Source organism: Burkholderia cepacia, from assembly GCF_029962485.1.
Classification (GTDB): Bacteria; Pseudomonadota; Gammaproteobacteria; order Burkholderiales; family Burkholderiaceae; genus Burkholderia.
Map to the genome: position 1 here is coordinate 1,603,662 of NZ_CP073637.1, position 16,976 is coordinate 1,620,637.

Consider the following 16,976-nt stretch of genomic DNA (forward strand, 5'->3'; position numbering starts at 1 on the left):
AGCGGCGTTTCTGCTCTTCCGTCCGACGAAACCTGCGCCCTGTGCGCCAGGTAATGCACGAAGCGTGCCATGTCGGAGGTGAATCCCTCGAGAGCCGCTTGGCAGCGAGCTAACGGCTAAGTCAGCTAGGGGCGTATAAGACGCCAAAATAACCCGCCAGCAAATCGGGACAATCACCAATCTTGTGCAGTTCGCCCGCACCACGTGCGTTTGGCGATGTATTGCACCGCAGCGAAACATTCGCGGCAGGTGCCGGATTCGCACATCGAGGCCGGATTCGCGCATTAAAATCGCGCATCGATATCGACGATTGATGAGGTCAGGAGATGAACGTCACGCTGCGCCAGCTTCGCGTATTCATCGAGGTCGCGCGGCTCAGGAGCTTCAGTCGCGCGGGCGACGAGATCGGGCTCACGCAGTCCGCGGTCAGCCGCTGCGTGCGCGAACTCGAGGCAGAGCTCGGGCTGAAGCTGATCGACCGCACGACGCGCGACGTGCAACTGACCGACGTTGGCGCGAACCTGATCGCGAGCGTGTCGCGCCTGATCGACGACCTCGACGACACGCTGCGCGAGATTCGCGAGATTGGCGAGCAGCGCCGCGGGCGCGTGATCGTCGCGGCGAGCCCGACGATCGCCTGCCGGCTGATGCCGCGTGTGGTCGCGTCGTGCGAGCGCCAGTTCCCGTTCGTGACGCTGGGTCTGCGCGACGACGTGCAGAGTGACGTCTTGCGCAAGGTGAAGTCGAGCGAAGTCGACTTTGGTGTCGTGATCGGGCCGCTGACGGTCGCCGATCTCGTGTGCGAGCCGTTGATGACCGATTCGTTCTGTCTCGTCGCACGTGCCGACCATCCGCTCGCGGCGCGGGCCGAGGTGCCGTGGACGGCGCTGGACGGTGAGCGCCTCGTGTTGCTCGATCATGCGTCGGGCAGCCGGCCGCTGATCGATGCCGCGCTGGCCGCCCATCACGTCAATGCGACGGTCATGCAGGAGCTCGGGCATTCGGCGACGGTGTTCGGGCTGGTCGAGGCGGGCGTTGGCGTGAGCGTGCAGCCGTGGCTGTCGCTGCCGCTCCCGGCCGGATCGACGCTGGTCGCGCGGCCGCTCACGCCGCGCACCGAGCGGACGGTCGAGCTGGTGCGCCGCCGCGACCGGTCGTTGTCGCCCGCGGCGCAGGCGATCTGGGAACTCGTGCGGCAAATGCCGGCGCGGGCGGAGGACCTCGACTGACGTGCGCCGACTTGCGCCGGCCGGGCTTGCGGGCCGGTACACTACGCGGATCGTGTTCCTTGGCGGTGGTTCTCGATGGTGCATTCCGATGATTTCCTTCCGGTGACCGGCGGGCCGGCGGCGCGCGCCGCGGTGCATGCGTTGCGTCCGTCGCTGATCCGGGAAGTGGCGAACGCCGGCTTCGGCGTGCCCGACGTGCTCCCGTTCTGGTTCGGCGAATCCGATCGCGTCACGCCGGATTTCATCCGCGACGCCGCGGTAGCGTCGCTGCGCGACGGCGCGACCTTCTACACGCACAACCTCGGCACCGCGCCGCTGCGCGCGGCGATCGCGGCCTACGTCAGCGCGCGCCATGGCGCGACGGCGGCCGACACGGTAGCCGTCACGAGTTCCGGTGTGAGCGCGCTGATGCTGGCCGCGCAGATGCTTGTCGGTCCGGGGGATCGCGTCGTCGCGGTCACGCCGCTGTGGCCGAATCTCGTCGAAATTCCCAAGATCCTCGGCGCGCACGTCGAATGCGTGCCGCTCGGCTATGGCGACGCGGGCTGGCGGCTCGATGTCGGGCGACTGCTCGCTGCGCTGACGCCTGACACGCGGATGCTCCTGATCAATTCGCCGAACAACCCGACCGGCTGGACGATGTCGCGCGACGACCAGCAGGCCGTGCTTGCCCATTGCCGCCGCCACGGCATCTGGCTGGTTGCCGATGAAGTGTACGAACGGCTCGCGTTCGATGCGGGCGGCGCGTCGTCGTTTCTCGATATCGCCACGCGCGACGAGCGGGTCGTCGTCGTGAATTCGTTCTCGAAGGCGTGGGCGATGACGGGCTGGCGGCTCGGATGGCTCGTCGCACCGGCATCGGTGACGGATGACCTGTCGAAGCTCGTCGAATACAACACGTCGTGCGCGCCAGGCTTCGTGCAGGCCGCGGGCGAGGTCGCGCTGCGCGACGGCGAGCCGTTCGTGCGGTCGTTCGTCGCGTCGCTGCGCAACGCGCGCGATCACCTGGTCGCCGCGCTGCGGACGTTGCCGGATGTCGAGGTGCAGCCTCCACCGGGTGCGATGTACCTGTTCCTGCGTCTGCCCGGCGCGGCCGACAGTCTGGCGTTCTGCAAGATGCTGGTGCGCGAGGCGGGCATCGGCCTGGCGCCGGGACGTGCGTTCGGCCCGGAGGGCGAGGGATTCGTACGGTGGTGCTACGCGTGCGATCCGGCCCGACTCGATGCGGGCGTCGAGCGGCTGCGCCGGTTCCTTGCGCTCGGGTCGGCCGCCCGCTGAAGCGGGGCCGGAGCGCGCGGGCCGCACTGGCGGCGACCCGCTCGGCTCATCTTTACGCACTGGGCAATTTTGCGTAATATGGCGCTCAGTCACGCGGTTCCGTCGTTGAGCCGTGCTGTTCCGTCCGGTTTGGGCCTGGCCTGAAGTTGGTTCGCCGCCCCCGGTTCGTGCTCCCATCAATATGACCGATCAGAATCGGGCGAGCGCGTCTTCCGTTCCTTTCGTCTGTTTGTTGATCCGGTTCGTTTGACCACAGGGTCTGGCCTAGCTGCATGAATACCCAAGAGGCGAAGATCGTCCTCGAGACTGCTTTGATCTGCGCGCAGGAACCGCTGAAGCTCGGCGATTTGCGCAAGCTCTTTGCCGACGGCGTGTCGGCTGACACGGTCCGCACGTTGCTCGAAGATCTGAAACAGGATTGGTCCGGCCGCGGCGTCGAACTGGTGGCGCTGGCGACCGGATGGCGCTTTCAGAGCAAGCCGGCGATGCGTCATTATCTGGATCGCCTGCATCCCGAGAAGCCGCCGAAGTATTCGCGTGCGGTGCTCGAAACGCTCGCGATCATCGCGTACCGGCAACCCGTCACGCGCGGCGACATCGAAGAGATTCGCGGCGTCACGGTCAATACGCAGGTGGTCAAGCAACTCGAGGATCGCGGCTGGATCGAGGTCATCGGCCATCGTGACGTGCCGGGCCGCCCGGCGCTGTATGCGACGACCAAGCAGTTCCTCGATGACCTCGGCCTGAAGGCGCTCGACGACCTGCCTGCGCTCGAAGAGCCGGCCGCGAACATCGAGGCCGCGCTGCTTGCGCAGCAGGCGATGGATTTCGAAGACGGTGTGCCGGTTGCCGATGACGCAGCGGGCGATCTGCCGCAGGCGCTGGCGGATGAGGCGTCGGTCGGCCAGTCGGTCGAATTGCCGGGTGATCCTGTGGCCGACGTCGCGTCGACGCAGGAAATTCCGGGTCGCGATACGCTCGAGGCTGATCGCGGGCACGCGGAACAAATGGAACAGGTTGGCGCCGAAGCAGTGCCGACCGGTGTGCAGCCCGAGCCGCTGCGCGCGGATTGGAGCGAGGAAGATCGCAAGCCGGCCGCCGAAGCGGCTGCCGGAGACGGAGCGGAAGCGGCGGGCGTCATGCCCGGCGAGGCTGAGCAGGCCAACGCGTCCCGTTCCCGTCCCGCGGACGACGAGATGCTGGACGACACGTCCGACAGTCTCGCGGATGCCGTACGAAGCGCCAGCGCGCCCATCGGCGCCGACGCGTTGTCGGACGACGAAGCAGAACCTGAACAGCGTCGCGCCTGATCGCGGCCAACATCTTGCCGCGCCCGCGCCGGGCGCGAGACCTGACATTTTGAGGTTGTTTTGACAGATATCCACGATATTGAATCGTCCGCGCCTGCCGTGCAGGCAGCGCGCGCCGACGATGCGCCGGAGCAGGACGCTTCGGCCGGTGGCGACGAGCGTCCCCGCCGCGGTTTGCGGCGCGGCCCGCGCAGCCTGATCGCGCGGCGTCGCGCGGCAGCCAAGTCGAAGGGCGCCGAAGGCGAGCAGCCGGGCGGCGAAGGCGCGGATGCGCCGCCGGCCGAGGCTGCCGAGGCGCAGCCGGCACGTGCGCCGCGCAACAAGGAAGGTGCGGCCAAGGGTGGCCGCAAGCCGGCCCCCAAGCGCGAAGGTGCGGCCAAGGCTGGCCAGGGCGGTCAGGGCCGACGCGGTGCGCCGAAGGCTGAGGGCGGCCCGGTGAAGGCGGAAAGCGATGCGTCCCAGGACGAGCTGTTCGAGTACGTGACGTCCCCTGCATTCGACGCGGACAACTCCGCGGGCGGCAGTGGCGTGCGTGCGCCGATGCTGCGTCGCGGCCGCAGCCAGCCGGCGAACAAGCGCGTGCTGTCGCCCGACGACGACGCGCCGAAGCTTCACAAGGTGCTGGCGGAGGCGGGCATGGGCTCGCGCCGCGAAATGGAAGAATTGATCGTTGCCGGCCGCGTGTCGGTGAACGGCGAGCCGGCGCACATCGGCCAGCGCATCATGCCGACCGACCAGGTGCGGATCAACGGCAAGCCGGTCAAGCGCAAGCTGCCGAACAAGCCGCCGCGCGTGCTGCTGTACCACAAGCCGACGGGCGAGATCGTCAGCCACGCGGATCCGGAAGGCCGTCCGTCGGTGTTCGATCGCCTGCCGCCGATGAAGACGGCGAAATGGCTTGCGGTCGGCCGCCTCGACTTCAATACCGAAGGTCTGCTGATGCTGACGACTTCGGGTGACCTCGCGAACCGCTTCATGCACCCGCGCTACAGCGTCGAGCGTGAGTATGCGGTGCGCGTCGTCGGCGAGCTGCCCGAAGGGATGCGGCAGAAGCTGCTGCACGGCGTCGAGCTCGATGACGGCCCGGCGAATTTCCTGCGTATCCGCGATGGCGGCGGCGAAGGGACGAACCACTGGTATCACGTCGCGCTGGCCGAAGGCCGCAACCGCGAAGTGCGCCGGATGTTCGAGGCGGTCGGCCTGATGGTGAGCCGCCTGATCCGTACGCGTCACGGCCCGATCCCGCTGCCGCGCGGCCTGAAGCGCGGTCGCTGGGAAGAGCTCGACGACGCGCAAGTGCGCAAGTTGATGGCGACCGTCGGCCTGAAGGCGCCGACCGAGGAGAAGGGCAAGCGCGGCGGTGCGGGTCCGGTCGAGCGCCGCCAACCCGATCCGATGGAGACGTCGATGGGTTTCATCAGCCGTGAGCCGGTGCTGACGACGCACGGGCAGCTCGACCAGCCGCGTCGCGGCGGCGGCCGGCGCGGCGCGCCGGGCCTGCCGGGCCTGAGCGGCTACGGCAGCCTGCCGGTTTCGCCGTCGGGCTACGGTAACCGGACCGGCGGTGGTCGTGATGGCAACCGGGGTACGGGCGGCCGCGACGGCAACCGCGCAGGCGGCGGCCGTGATGTCGACGGCAATCGCGCATCGTACGGCGCAGGCCCGAAGCGCGAAGGCGCGGGCGGCAAGCGCGGTGGCAGCAAGGGTGGCGGCAATCGCAACCCGAACGGCAATCGGGCTGAAGGCGCCGGCAACGGCGGCGGTCCGCGCGGCGGCCAGCGTCCGCAGCGTAGCCGTACGCGCAGCCGCTAAAAGCGTATCGGCGCACGGCGGCGCAAAGCCGCCGGCGTGCCGGCCCGATCGGCATCCCGCCGATCTTGCCGGCACGGCCTATTGCGCTGATCGCTTTCGACTATATATATGTCGCGTGCCACTGCGTCGCAGCCGGCATGACCGATCTCCGGCCTGGCAGGATCGTGCCGGCTGATCGGATAACCCGATTTCGCATTTTTGGGTCGGTAAAGGCGGGCGATGCGCTGCTTTTACCGGCTGGCTTGGCGTTTGCGCCAAAAATCGCTATAATCGCGAAGTCGCTGGGCGTACGGATTCAATGTGCGGCTCAGGTGCGACCACCAGTAAGAAGATGGGCGTTCCGCCCATTTTTTTTTGCTGAAACGGTTAGGCATCTCGGGTAGCGCTTCCTGCGCCGGCTAAGGCGCGCGCCCGCGGGTGAATCGCGAGCGGCGGGCGCGAACACCTGAGAGGACACAGTGCAACTGACGGAACTGATAGAAACCACGGTCACCGGGCTCGGCTACGAGCTGGTGGATCTCGAGCGCACCGGGCGCGGCATGCTTTGCATCTATATCGATCAGCCTGCCGGCATCTCGCTCGAAGATTGCGAAAAGGTCACGCGTCAGCTCCAGCACGTCTTGACGGTCGAAAACATCGATTACGAACGGCTCGAAGTCTCGTCCCCGGGGCTCGACCGCCCGTTGAAGAAGCTGGCCGACTTCGAGCGCTTCGCTGGCAGCGAAGTCTCCGTGACCTTGAAAAAGCCGCTGGACGGGCGCAAGACGTACCGGGGCATTCTGCACGCGCCGAATGGCGAAACGATCGGTTTGGAATTTGAGGGGAAGAAGGGCGAGGCAGCCATGCTGGATTTCACGCTGGCCGATATCGACAAAGCCCGCCTGATTCCGCAAGTTGACTTTAGGAGCCGCAAATAATGAGTCGCGAAGTGTTGATGCTGGTGGATGCGCTGGCGCGCGAGAAAAACGTCGACAAGGATGTGGTGCTGGGCGCCCTCGAGGCTGCGCTCGCGTCCGCTTCCAAGAAGCTGTTCGACGAAGGCGCCGAAATCCGCGTCCATATCGATCGCGAAAGCGGCGAGCACGAAACCTTCCGTCGCTGGCTCGTCGTGCCCGACGAGGCAGGCTTGCAGGAGCCGGATCGCGAGATCCTGCTGTTCGAAGCACGTGAACAGAAGTCCGACGTCGAAGTCGGCGAATATGTCGAGGAACCCGTTCCGTCGATCGAGTTCGGTCGCATCGGCGCGCAGGCTGCGAAGCAGGTGATCCTGCAGAAGGTGCGCGACGCGGAGCGCGAGCAGATCCTGAACGACTACCTCGAGCGTGGCGAAAAGATCATGACCGGTACGGTGAAGCGCCTCGACAAAGGCAATTTCATCGTCGAATCGGGCCGTGTCGAAGCGCTGCTGCGCCGCGATCAGCTGATCCCGAAGGAAAACCTGCGCGTGGGCGACCGCGTGCGCGCGTACATCGCGAAGGTCGACCGCACCGCGCGCGGCCCGCAGATCGAGCTGTCGCGTACGGCGCCCGAATTCCTGATGAAGCTGTTCGAGATGGAAGTGCCGGAAATCGAACAGGGCCTGCTCGAGATCAAGGCGGCTGCCCGTGATCCGGGCGTGCGCGCGAAGATCGGCGTCATCGCCTACGACAAGCGGATCGATCCGATCGGCACCTGCGTCGGCATCCGCGGTTCGCGCGTGCAGGCTGTGCGCAACGAGCTCGGTGGCGAAAACATCGACATCGTGCTATGGTCGGAGGATCCCGCCCAGTTCGTGATCGGCGCGCTCGCGCCGGCAGCTGTCCAGTCGATCGTCGTCGATGAAGAAAAGCATTCGATGGACGTCGTCGTCGACGAGAACGAACTGGCTGTCGCGATCGGCCGTAGCGGTCAGAACGTTCGCCTTGCCGGTGAGCTGACCGGCTGGCAGATCAACATCATGACGCCGGACGAATCCGCCCTGAAGCAGGGTGAAGAGCGCGACCGGCTGCGTGCACTGTTCATGGCGCGTCTCGACGTCGACGAAGAAGTTGCCGACATCCTGATCGACGAAGGCTTCACGAGCCTCGAAGAGATCGCCTACGTGCCGCTCAACGAAATGCTCGAAATCGAAGCGTTCGACGAGGACACCGTGCATGAACTGCGCAACCGCGCACGCGACGCGCTGTTGACGATGGCCATCGCGAACGAAGAAAAGGTCGAGAACGCAGCGCTGGATCTCAAGAGCCTCGACGGCATCACGCCGGAGCTGCTCGCGAAGCTGGCCGAACACGGTGTGCAGACGCGGGACGAACTCGCCGAGCTGGCTGTGGATGAACTGGTCGACATGACCGGGATGGAAGAGGATGCCGCTAAGGCGTTGATCATGAAAGCACGTGAACACTGGTTCCAGTGAGAAATGACCATGGCGCACTGATTTGATGGCGGCCGTATGGCCTGACCCGATGCTAACCGCAAGGAATCGGTCCTTGCACTAAGAGGAATGAATGGCGAGTAACAACGTAGCCCAATTTGCCGCGGAACTGAAAATGCCTGCTGGTGTGCTGCTCGAACAGCTGCAGGCAGCGGGCGTCCAGAAAGCGAGCGAAGACGATGCGCTGTCCGAAACGGACAAGGCGCGTCTGCTCGATCATTTGCGCAAGTCGCACGGCGCAACCGACGGCGACAAGCGCAAGATCACGCTGACCCGCAAGCATACGTCGGAGATCAAGCAATCTGACGCGACGGGCAAGGCTCGCACCATTCAGGTCGAGGTCCGCAAGAAGCGCACGTTCGTCAAGCGCGACGACGTGAGCGAGGGTGCGGAACAGGGTCAGGCGCAGGTCGCCGAAGCGGACGACGATGCGGAACTGAAGCGTCGCGAGGAAGAAGCGCGCCGCGAGGCCGAGCTGCTCGAGAAGCAGGCGCAGGAACTGCGCGAGCGCCAGGAACGCCTGGAGCGCGACGAAGCCGAACGCCGCGCCCGCGAGGAAGCGGCTGAAGCCGAGCGCCGTCGTGCCGAGGAAGAAGCGGCGAAGCGTGCCGCGGCCGAAGCCGCTGTGGCACAGCAGCAGGCGGCAGCGCAGCAGGCTGCTGCGGCCGAGCAGGAAACGGCAAGCGCACAGTCCGCGCAGGACGAAGCACGTGCGGCCGCCGAACGTGCGGCCCAGCGCGAAGCAGCGAAGAAGGCCGAGGACGCAGCCCGCGAGGCGGCGGACAAGGCACGCGCCGAGCAGGAAGAGATCAGCAAGCGTCGCGCGGCGGCAGAAGCCGAAGCACGCGCGATCCGCGAAATGATGAACACGCCGCGCAAGGCCGTGGTCAAGGCAGTCGAGCCGCCGAAGCCGGTCGAGCCGCCGAAGCCGGCCGAAGCGAAGGGTACGCTGCACAAGCCGGCGAAGCCGGAAGGCGCGCAGGCGCGTCCGGCCGTGAAGAAGCCGGCCGGTGCTGCCACCCCGGCAACGACGCAGGCGCCGGCAGGCGCGGGCGACCGCAACAAGAAGCCGGGCGCAGGCAAGGGCGGCTGGCAGGACGACGCATCGAAGCGCCGCGGCATCAAGACGCGCGGCGATTCGAGCGGCGGCGTCGACCGCGGCTGGCGCGGCGGCCCGAAGGGTCGCGGCCGTCACCAGGACAGCTCGACGTTCCAGGCGCCGACCGAACCGATCGTCCGTGAAGTGCACGTGCCGGAAACCGTGTCGGTTGCCGATCTCGCGCACAAGATGTCGATCAAGGCCTCCGAAGTCATCAAGGTGATGATGAAGATGGGCCAGATGGTCACGATCAACCAGGTGCTGGACCAGGAAACGGCGATGATCATCGTCGAGGAACTGGGCCACCGCGCGGTTGCCGCGAAGCTGGACGATCCGGAAGCGCTGCTCGTCGAAGGCGAAACGGGTACCGATGCGGAGCAACTGCCGCGTCCGCCGGTCGTCACGGTCATGGGTCACGTCGACCACGGCAAGACCTCGCTGCTGGACCACATCCGCCGCGCGAAGGTTGCCGCTGGCGAAGCGGGCGGCATTACGCAGCACATCGGCGCTTATCACGTCGACACGCCGCGTGGCGTCATCACGTTCCTCGATACGCCGGGTCACGAAGCGTTCACGGCAATGCGTGCACGCGGCGCGAAGGCGACCGACATCGTGGTGCTGGTGGTGGCAGCCGACGACGGCGTGATGCCGCAGACGAAGGAAGCCATCGCCCACGCGAAGGCGGGCGGTGTGCCGATCGTCGTGGCGATCAACAAGATCGACAAGCCGGACGCAAACCTCGATCGCGTCAAGCAGGAGCTGGTCGCGGAAGGCGTCGTGCCGGAAGAGTACGGTGGCGATTCGCCGTTCGTGCCGGTGTCGGCCAAGACGGGCGCGGGTATCGACGATCTGCTCGAGAACGTGCTGCTGCAAGCCGAAGTGCTGGAGTTGAAGGCACCGGTCGAAGCACCGGCCAAGGGCATCGTGATCGAAGCGAAGCTCGACAAGGGCAAAGGCCCGGTCGCGACGATCCTCGTGCAGTCCGGTACGCTGAACCGTGGCGACATTGTGCTGGCGGGTACGGCCTACGGCCGCGTGCGTGCGATGCTCGACGAGAACGGCAAGCCGGCGAAGGAAGCCGGCCCGTCGATCCCGGTCGAAATCCAGGGTCTGTCGGAAGTGCCGGGCGCGGGCGAAGAAGTGATCGTGCTGCCGGACGAGCGCAAGGCGCGTGAAATCGCGCTGTTCCGTCAGGGCAAGTTCCGCGACGTGAAGCTGGCGAAGCAGCAGGCCGCGAAGCTGGAAAGCATGCTCGAACAGATGGGCGAAGGCGAAGTGCAGAACCTGCCGCTCATCATCAAGGCAGACGTGCAGGGTTCGCAGGAAGCACTCGTGCAGTCGCTGCTCAAGCTGTCGACCGACGAAGTGCGCGTGCAGATCGTGCACAGCGCGGTGGGTGGCATCAGCGAAAACGACGTCAACCTCGCAACGGCATCGAAGGCGGTCATCATCGGCTTCAACACGCGTGCGGATGCACAGGCACGCAAGCTGGCCGAGTCGAACGGCATCGACATCCGTTACTACAACATCATCTATGACGCAGTGGATGAGGTGAAGGCGGCGATGTCGGGCATGCTGGCGCCGGAGAAGCGCGAAGTCATCACCGGCATGGTCGAGGTGCGCCAGGTCTTCAAGGTGCCGAAGATCGGTGCGGTCGCCGGCTGTATGGTGACGGACGGTATCGTCAAGCGCTCGTCGTCGGTGCGCGTGCTGCGCAACAACGTCGTGATCTTCACGGGCGAACTCGAATCGCTGAAGCGTTTCAAGGACGACGTGAAGGAAGTGAAGCAAGGCTTCGAGTGCGGTATGTCGGTGAAGAACTTCAACGACATCGTCGAAGGCGACCAGTTCGAAGTCTTCGAAGTGACCGAAGTCGCGCGTACGCTGTAATCGTCGCGCATCGGCTCATGGGCGGGGCAGGCTTGGGCCTGTCCCGCCCATTTTCATGGTGGCGTGCCGACAATGGCCGCCGCTTTATCCTGATAAACGGATCACGGATCGATCATGTCCAGGAAGCGTACTTCCCCCAATCGCAACGTTCAGATCGCCGACCAGATTCAGCGCGATCTGTCCGAACTCATCATGCGCGAGGTCAAAGACCCGCGTATCGGCATCGTGACCATCCAGAGCGTGGAGCTCACGCCGGACTATGCGCACGCGAAGGTCTACTTCACTGCGCTCACCGGCGATCCGGAAAAGACGCAGGAGGCGCTGAACCACGCGTCGGGTCACCTGCACAACCTGCTGTTCAAGCGCCTGCACATTCATACGGTGCCGACGCTGCATTTCCATTACGACCAGACGATCGAGAAGGCCGTCGAAATGTCGCGCCTGATCAAGGAAGCGAACTCGACGCGCGCGAAGGACGACGACGAGGCCGACGCGCCCTCCAAGGACGACTGAGCTCGACCGGCCTATGACGACTGCAGCACCCCAACGTCCGCGTGTGCCCCGGCGCGTGCTGGACGGTGTCCTCCTGCTCGACAAGCCGGTCGGCCTGTCGAGCAACGATGCGCTGATTCGCGCGAAGCGCCTGCTCCTCGCGAAGAAAGCCGGTCACACCGGTACGCTCGATCCGCTGGCTTCGGGCCTGCTGCCGCTGTGTTTCGGCGAGGCGACCAAGTTTTCTCAGGATTTGCTCGAGGCCGACAAGACCTACGAAGCGACGATGCGCCTTGGCCAGCGCACGGCCACCGGCGATGCGGAAGGCGACGTGATCGACACGCGGCCCGTCGAATGCGACCGGGCCGCGGTAGACGCCGCGCTCGTGCGCTTCACCGGCGAGATCGTGCAGGTGCCCCCGATGTATTCGGCGCTCAAGCGTGATGGCAAGCCGCTGTACGAATACGCGCGTGCGGGCCAGACTGTCGAGCGGGAAGGTCGTAACGTGACGATTCATGTGCTCGAGCTGCTCGCTTGCGAGTTGCCCGACGTGACGTTTCGCGTGACCTGCAGCAAGGGCACGTACGTGCGTACGCTCGCGGAAGACATCGGCGAGGTGCTCGGTTGCGGCGCGCATCTGACGATGCTGCGTCGCACGGGCGTCGGTGCGCTGACGCTCGAACATGCGGTGACGCTCGATGCGTTGTCGGATGCAGCCGAATCGGCGCGCGATGCGTGGCTCCAGCCGGTCGATGCGTTGTTGTCGACGTTTCCGCTCGTTCGTCTCGACGACGCGTCCGCGAAGCGGTTCCTGCACGGCCAGCGCCTGCCGCTGTCGGAGCTCGGGCCGGTCGATGCGGCCGACGGCGAGCGTGTGCGCGTCTATGACGCCACGCGGCTGCTCGGCGTGGCGCGCAAGGCAAATGGCGTACTTGCACCGGAACGGCTCGTTGTGACGGCGGCCTGACGCAGCGGCGCGAGTACGCCACAGTCGGCACAAGAAAAAGCCCGGTCGGATCGACCGGGCTTTTTAGTTTGATGCGTCAGCGTTGCGGCATCGCGCTCAGTGCGCCGCCGATGCGGCCGCCCCGGCATCGCCGCCGCCCGAGCGCTCGGGCTTGGTGATCCAGATCAGTGCGATCAGTAACACGAAGATCACCGCGGAGATGTAGAACAGATCGTTGACACCGAGCTGTGCGGCCTGTTGGGTAGCCAGATTGTTGATCAGTCCGTGTGCCTGGTCCTGCGTCAGCCCGAGGTTGCCCATCTGCGTGACGGCCTGGTTGAACGTCGGGTTGTACACGTTCGTCTGTTCGACCAATTGCGCGTGATGGAAGTTGTTGCGGTGATCCCACGCAGTCTGGAAGATCGACGTGCCGATGCCGCCGCACATGATCCGCACGAAGTTCGACAGGCCGGACGCCGCGGGAATGCGGTGGCCGGGCAGGCCGGACAACGTGATCGACACGAGCGGGATGAAGAAGCCGGCCATCGCGATGCCCTGTACGAGCGTCGGCAGCGTCAGCGACCATTCGTCGACACCGGTCGTGTAGCGTGAGCGCATCCAGAAGCACAGTGCGAACGTCAGGAATGCGGCGGTCGCGATGTAGCGCGGATCGGTGCGCGGCAGGAACTTGCCGGTCAACGGCGACAGCAGGATCGCGAACAGCCCGACCGGTGCCATCACGAGGCCGGCGTCGGTCGCCGTGTAGCCGATCTGGGTCTGCAACCACAGCGGCAGCAGCACGAGATTGCCGAAGTAGAGCCCGTAACCGACCGCCAGTGCGACCGTACCACCCGTGAAGTTGCGCCGGCGGAACAGCGACAGGTCGACGACGGGGTGCTCGGCGGTCAGTTCCCAGATCACGAAGAACGCGAACGAGATGATCGCGATCAGCGCAAGCGCGATGATCGTCGTCGACGAGAACCAGTCCAGATCCTTGCCCTTGTCGAGCATGATCTGCAGCGAGCCGACCCACAGCACGAGCAGTGCCAGGCCGACACCGTCGATCGGCGCGCGGCGCACCGTCGATTCACGCGTGCGATAGATTGACCACGTGGCAAGCGCGGCGGCGATGCCGACCGGAATGTTTACGTAGAAGATCCACGGCCACGAGTAGTTATCCGAAATCCAGCCGCCGAGAATCGGGCCCGCGACCGGCGCGATCAGCGTCGTCATCGACCACAGCGCAAGCGCCATCGGCGCCTTCGCACGTGGATAGCTCGACAGCAGCAGCGATTGCGACAGCGGAATCATCGGGCCGGCGACCGCGCCCTGCAGCACGCGCGACGCGAGCAGGAACGGCAGGCTCGGCGCGAGGCCGCACATCCACGACGAAATGACGAACAGGATGATCGACGCGAGGAACAGGCGGACCTGCCCGAAGCGATCGGTCAGCCAGCCCGTCAGCGGCACCGAGATCGCGTTCGCGACCGCGAACGACGTGATGACCCACGTGCCCTGGTCGGACGACACGCCGAGATCGCCCGAGATGGTCGGGATCGCGACGTTCGCGATGGACGTGTCGAGCACGTTCATGAACACCGCGAGCGATACCGCGATCGTCCCGAGCAAAAGTTTCCCGCCCTGCAAGGGCGGGTACGAGACAGGAGCCTGTGCCATGTCGGTTGTCTTTCCGGTGTCGGAACGATTACATCATTTTCGCGGCGCTGTTCGGCTTCGCCGCGACGGGTGCCGACGCGTTGCCGCCTGCGTTCTCGGCGATGACGCGCGCGATCTCGGCATCGGCTTCGTCGCCGTACTTCGCGAACACATTGGTCTCGTAGACGGTGTTCGGCGCGTTGACGAGCTGGTCGCCGCGTTCGTCCTTGATGTCCACGTCGACCTGCATCGACAGGCCGATGCGCAGCGGATGCTTGTCGAGATCCTTCGGGTCGAGCTCGATCCGCACCGGCAGGCGCTGCACGACCTTGATCCAGTTGCCGGTCGCATTCTGCGCCGGCAGCAGCGAGAACGCCGAGCCCGTACCGGCCGAGAAGCCGATGACCTTGCCGTGGTAGGTGACCGACGAGCCGTAGATGTCGGCCGTCATCTCGACCGGCTGGCCGATGCGCATGTGCTTCAGCTGGACTTCCTTGAAGTTCGCGTCGACCCACACGGCATTCAGCGGCACCACCGACATCAGCGGCGTGCCCGGCGACACGCGCTGGCCGACCTGCACCGAGCGCTTCGCGACGTAGCCGGTGACCGGCGCTGGCAGCACGTTACGTGCATTCGCGAGGTAGGCGTCGCGAACCTTCGCGGCGGCGGCCATCACGTTCGGGTGCGATGCGATCGTCGTGTTCGCGGTCAGCGCGCGATTCGACGCGAGCTGCTGCTGCGCTGCGTCGACCGATGCCTGCGCGGCCTTCACGGCGTCGCGTGCGTGCGAGATTTCTTCCTGCGACACGGCGCCCGTCTGCGCGACGGCCATGCGACGACGCAGGTCGTCCTGGGCCTTCGACAGGTCGGACTGGCGCAGCGCGACCTGCGCGCGGTACTGGTCGTCGTTGACGAACAGGCCGCGCACCTGGCGCACCGTCTGCGCGAGATTCGCTTCCGCCTGCTGCAGCGCGACCTGCGAATCGGCCGGGTCGAGCACGACCAGCGGGTCGCCGGACTTGACCGTCTGCGTATCGTCCGCCTTCACGGCAATCACGGTGCCGGTGACCTGCGGCGTGATCTGCACGACGTTGCCGTTCACGTAAGCATCGTCGGTGCCTTCATGGAAGCGGGCGACGAGGAAGTAATACAGGCCGTACGCGATGGCCGCGATCACGATGACCGCGACGAGCAGCGTCATCATTCGCTTGCGCTTGCCGTTGTTCTGCGGCTGCGCGCTGGCGGCGTTTTGTTGGTCGCTCATGGCGATTTTCTCCGTCCGTTATTTCGAGTGTCTGCGTATGGGTGGCGCCGGATCAGTTGGCGGCCTGTTTTGTCGGCTTGGCTGCGTCGGGCGCGGCGAGCGGCGTACCGGTCGCATCGAACCCGCCGCCCAGCGCCTTGATCAGCGCGAGCTGCATGTCGCGACGGCGCATCTTCAGGTTGGTCACCGTCTGTTCGGATGCGAGACGGTTGCTGTCCGCGGTCAGCACCTGCAGTTGCGGCGACAGTCCGGCCTTGTAACGGATTACCGCGAGATCGTAGGCGCGCGTCGACGCGTCGAGTGCGTTTTGCGCGTCGCCCATCTGGCGGTCGACCGCGCGGATCGACGCGACCTGCGTCGCGACGTCGTTCAGCGCGCTGATCAGCGTCTGGTTGTAGTTCGCCACCGACAGGTCGAAGTCCGCATAGCGGCCCTTGAGCTGGGCGCGCAGCGCGCCGGCATCGAAGATCGGCAGGTGGATCGCCGGGCCGAACTGCGCCTGGCGGCTCGCGAAGTTCAGGAATTTGCCCCAGCCGAACGCATCGAAACCGAAGCCGGCCGCGAGGTTCACGTCGGGGTAGAACTCGGCCTTCGCTTCCTTGACGTCGTGCATCGCGGCCTCGACCTGCCAGCGCGCGGCGACGATGTCGGGGCGGCGCGACACGAGATCGGCCGGCAGGTTGCCGGGCAGCACGACTTCAGCGGTCGGGTTCATCACGGGCGCCGCGATCTGCAGCCCGCGATCCGGACCCTTGCCGAGCAGCGCGGCGAGCTGGTAGCGCACCGTCGTGATCTGGCCGTCGAGGTCCGACAGCGAAGCCTGCGTCGTCGCGATGTTGCCGCGGGCCGTCTGGCGCTCGACGTTGGTATCGAGGCCGGCCGACACGCGGCCGTCGGTGATCTTGCCGACCGTTTCGCGATTGGAGATCTCGCGTTTCGCGATGTCGCGCAGCGCATAGAGCTGCGCGAGCGAGTTGTAGGTGCGCGCGACCGACGACGCGAGCGTGATGCGCGCCTGCTGCATGTCGGCTTCGGCGGACTTCTCCTGCGACACGGCGGTGTGCAGGCGTTCGCGGTTCTTGCCCCACAGGTCGAGTTCCCACGACGCGCTCGCGAGCGCGTTGTTCTCGCTGTACCACTGGCCGCCGTACGGGGGCGGGAACAGCGCGTTCGACGAGTACAGCTCGCGCGTCCATGAGTAGCTGGCTTCGGCCTTCGGCATCAGGTTCGAACGCGACGATTCGATGTACGACGATGCCTTCGCGATGCGTGCCTGCGCCTGCGCGATCGACGGATTGCCCTGCAGCGCTTCGTCGATCAGCTTCGGCAGTTGCGGATCACCGAACTGGTTGGCCCAGTCGAGCGCCGGCCACTGGCCGCCCTGGGCCGGGAGGCTCTGGGCGGATTCGAATTGCGATGCCGGGGCGATCTGCTTGTCGCTTTTGATGCCGATGTAGTTTGCGCAGCCTACCAGTGCGAATGCGGCGACCGCGGCGGCAACGGCAGCGCGGCACGACCCGGCGCGCACGGACAACGGGGAGGATTTCATCGCGCTGACCCCTGACTCGGAATGAATGATGGACACTGCAA

Annotated in this window: 12 protein-coding genes; 9 read left to right on the top strand and 3 right to left on the bottom strand. The window is 65.9% G+C overall.

Translation table 11 applies throughout. The features are described 5' to 3' along the window. Positions 1–326 precede the first annotated feature (326 nt). The 9 genes from KEC55_RS07440 to truB all read left to right on the top strand — a co-directional run bounded on the left by KEC55_RS07440 (position 327) and on the right by truB (position 12,487). Positions 327–1,229: a LysR family transcriptional regulator gene (locus KEC55_RS07440; protein WP_124454817.1), complete on the top strand. Its 903-nt coding sequence runs from the start codon at positions 327–329 to the stop codon at positions 1,227–1,229. Positions 1,230–1,304: 75 nt separating this feature from the next. Further along, the gene (locus KEC55_RS07445) at positions 1,305–2,507 is read left to right on the top strand and encodes a pyridoxal phosphate-dependent aminotransferase (RefSeq protein ID WP_282507352.1); all 1,203 of its coding nucleotides are present in this window, start codon (positions 1,305–1,307) and stop codon (positions 2,505–2,507) included. A 272-nt stretch (positions 2,508–2,779) separates the two neighbouring features. Continuing rightward, positions 2,780–3,817: an SMC-Scp complex subunit ScpB gene (gene scpB, locus KEC55_RS07450; protein ID WP_282507353.1), complete on the top strand. Its 1,038-nt coding sequence runs from the start codon at positions 2,780–2,782 to the stop codon at positions 3,815–3,817. Positions 3,818–3,877: 60 nt separating this feature from the next. Continuing rightward, complete coding sequence (gene rluB / locus KEC55_RS07455) at positions 3,878–5,629, top strand: 23S rRNA pseudouridine(2605) synthase RluB (RefSeq protein ID WP_282507354.1); 1,752 nt, start codon at positions 3,878–3,880, stop codon at positions 5,627–5,629. Positions 5,630–6,087: 458 nt separating this feature from the next. After that, positions 6,088–6,546, top strand: coding sequence for a ribosome maturation factor RimP (gene rimP, locus KEC55_RS07460; RefSeq protein WP_011351796.1), 459 nt, complete (start codon positions 6,088–6,090; stop codon positions 6,544–6,546). Continuing rightward, positions 6,546–8,021 carry a transcription termination factor NusA gene (gene nusA, locus KEC55_RS07465; protein WP_282507355.1) on the top strand — a complete coding sequence of 492 codons (1,476 nt, stop codon included), beginning with the start codon at positions 6,546–6,548 and terminating at the stop codon, positions 8,019–8,021. Before rimP ends, nusA begins: the two co-directional genes overlap by 1 nt. A gap of 91 nt (positions 8,022–8,112) precedes the next feature. Next, positions 8,113–11,028, top strand: coding sequence for a translation initiation factor IF-2 (infB, locus tag KEC55_RS07470; RefSeq protein ID WP_282507356.1), 2,916 nt, complete (start codon positions 8,113–8,115; stop codon positions 11,026–11,028). 114 nt (positions 11,029–11,142) lie between these two features. Continuing rightward, positions 11,143–11,541 (top strand): 30S ribosome-binding factor RbfA, encoded by a 399-nt coding sequence (gene rbfA, locus KEC55_RS07475; RefSeq protein WP_282507357.1) that lies wholly within the window; start codon positions 11,143–11,145, stop codon positions 11,539–11,541. Between the two features lie 13 nt (positions 11,542–11,554). Then, positions 11,555–12,487: a tRNA pseudouridine(55) synthase TruB gene (truB, locus tag KEC55_RS07480; protein WP_282507358.1), complete on the top strand. Its 933-nt coding sequence runs from the start codon at positions 11,555–11,557 to the stop codon at positions 12,485–12,487. Positions 12,488–12,583: 96 nt separating this feature from the next. On the opposite strand, the gene KEC55_RS07485 is transcribed toward truB, so the two are convergent. From KEC55_RS07485 to KEC55_RS07495, 3 genes are read right to left on the bottom strand one after another with little or no spacing between them, the layout of a single operon-like run. Continuing rightward, positions 12,584–14,143 (bottom strand): DHA2 family efflux MFS transporter permease subunit, encoded by a 1,560-nt coding sequence (locus KEC55_RS07485; protein ID WP_282507359.1) that lies wholly within the window; start codon positions 14,141–14,143, stop codon positions 12,584–12,586. 28 nt (positions 14,144–14,171) lie between these two features. After that, the gene (locus KEC55_RS07490; RefSeq protein WP_282507360.1) at positions 14,172–15,386 is read right to left on the bottom strand and encodes an efflux RND transporter periplasmic adaptor subunit; all 1,215 of its coding nucleotides are present in this window, start codon (positions 15,384–15,386) and stop codon (positions 14,172–14,174) included. Between the two features lie 52 nt (positions 15,387–15,438). Further along, complete coding sequence (locus KEC55_RS07495; RefSeq protein WP_282507361.1) at positions 15,439–16,935, bottom strand: efflux transporter outer membrane subunit; 1,497 nt, start codon at positions 16,933–16,935, stop codon at positions 15,439–15,441. Positions 16,936–16,976: the final 41 nt, after the last annotated feature.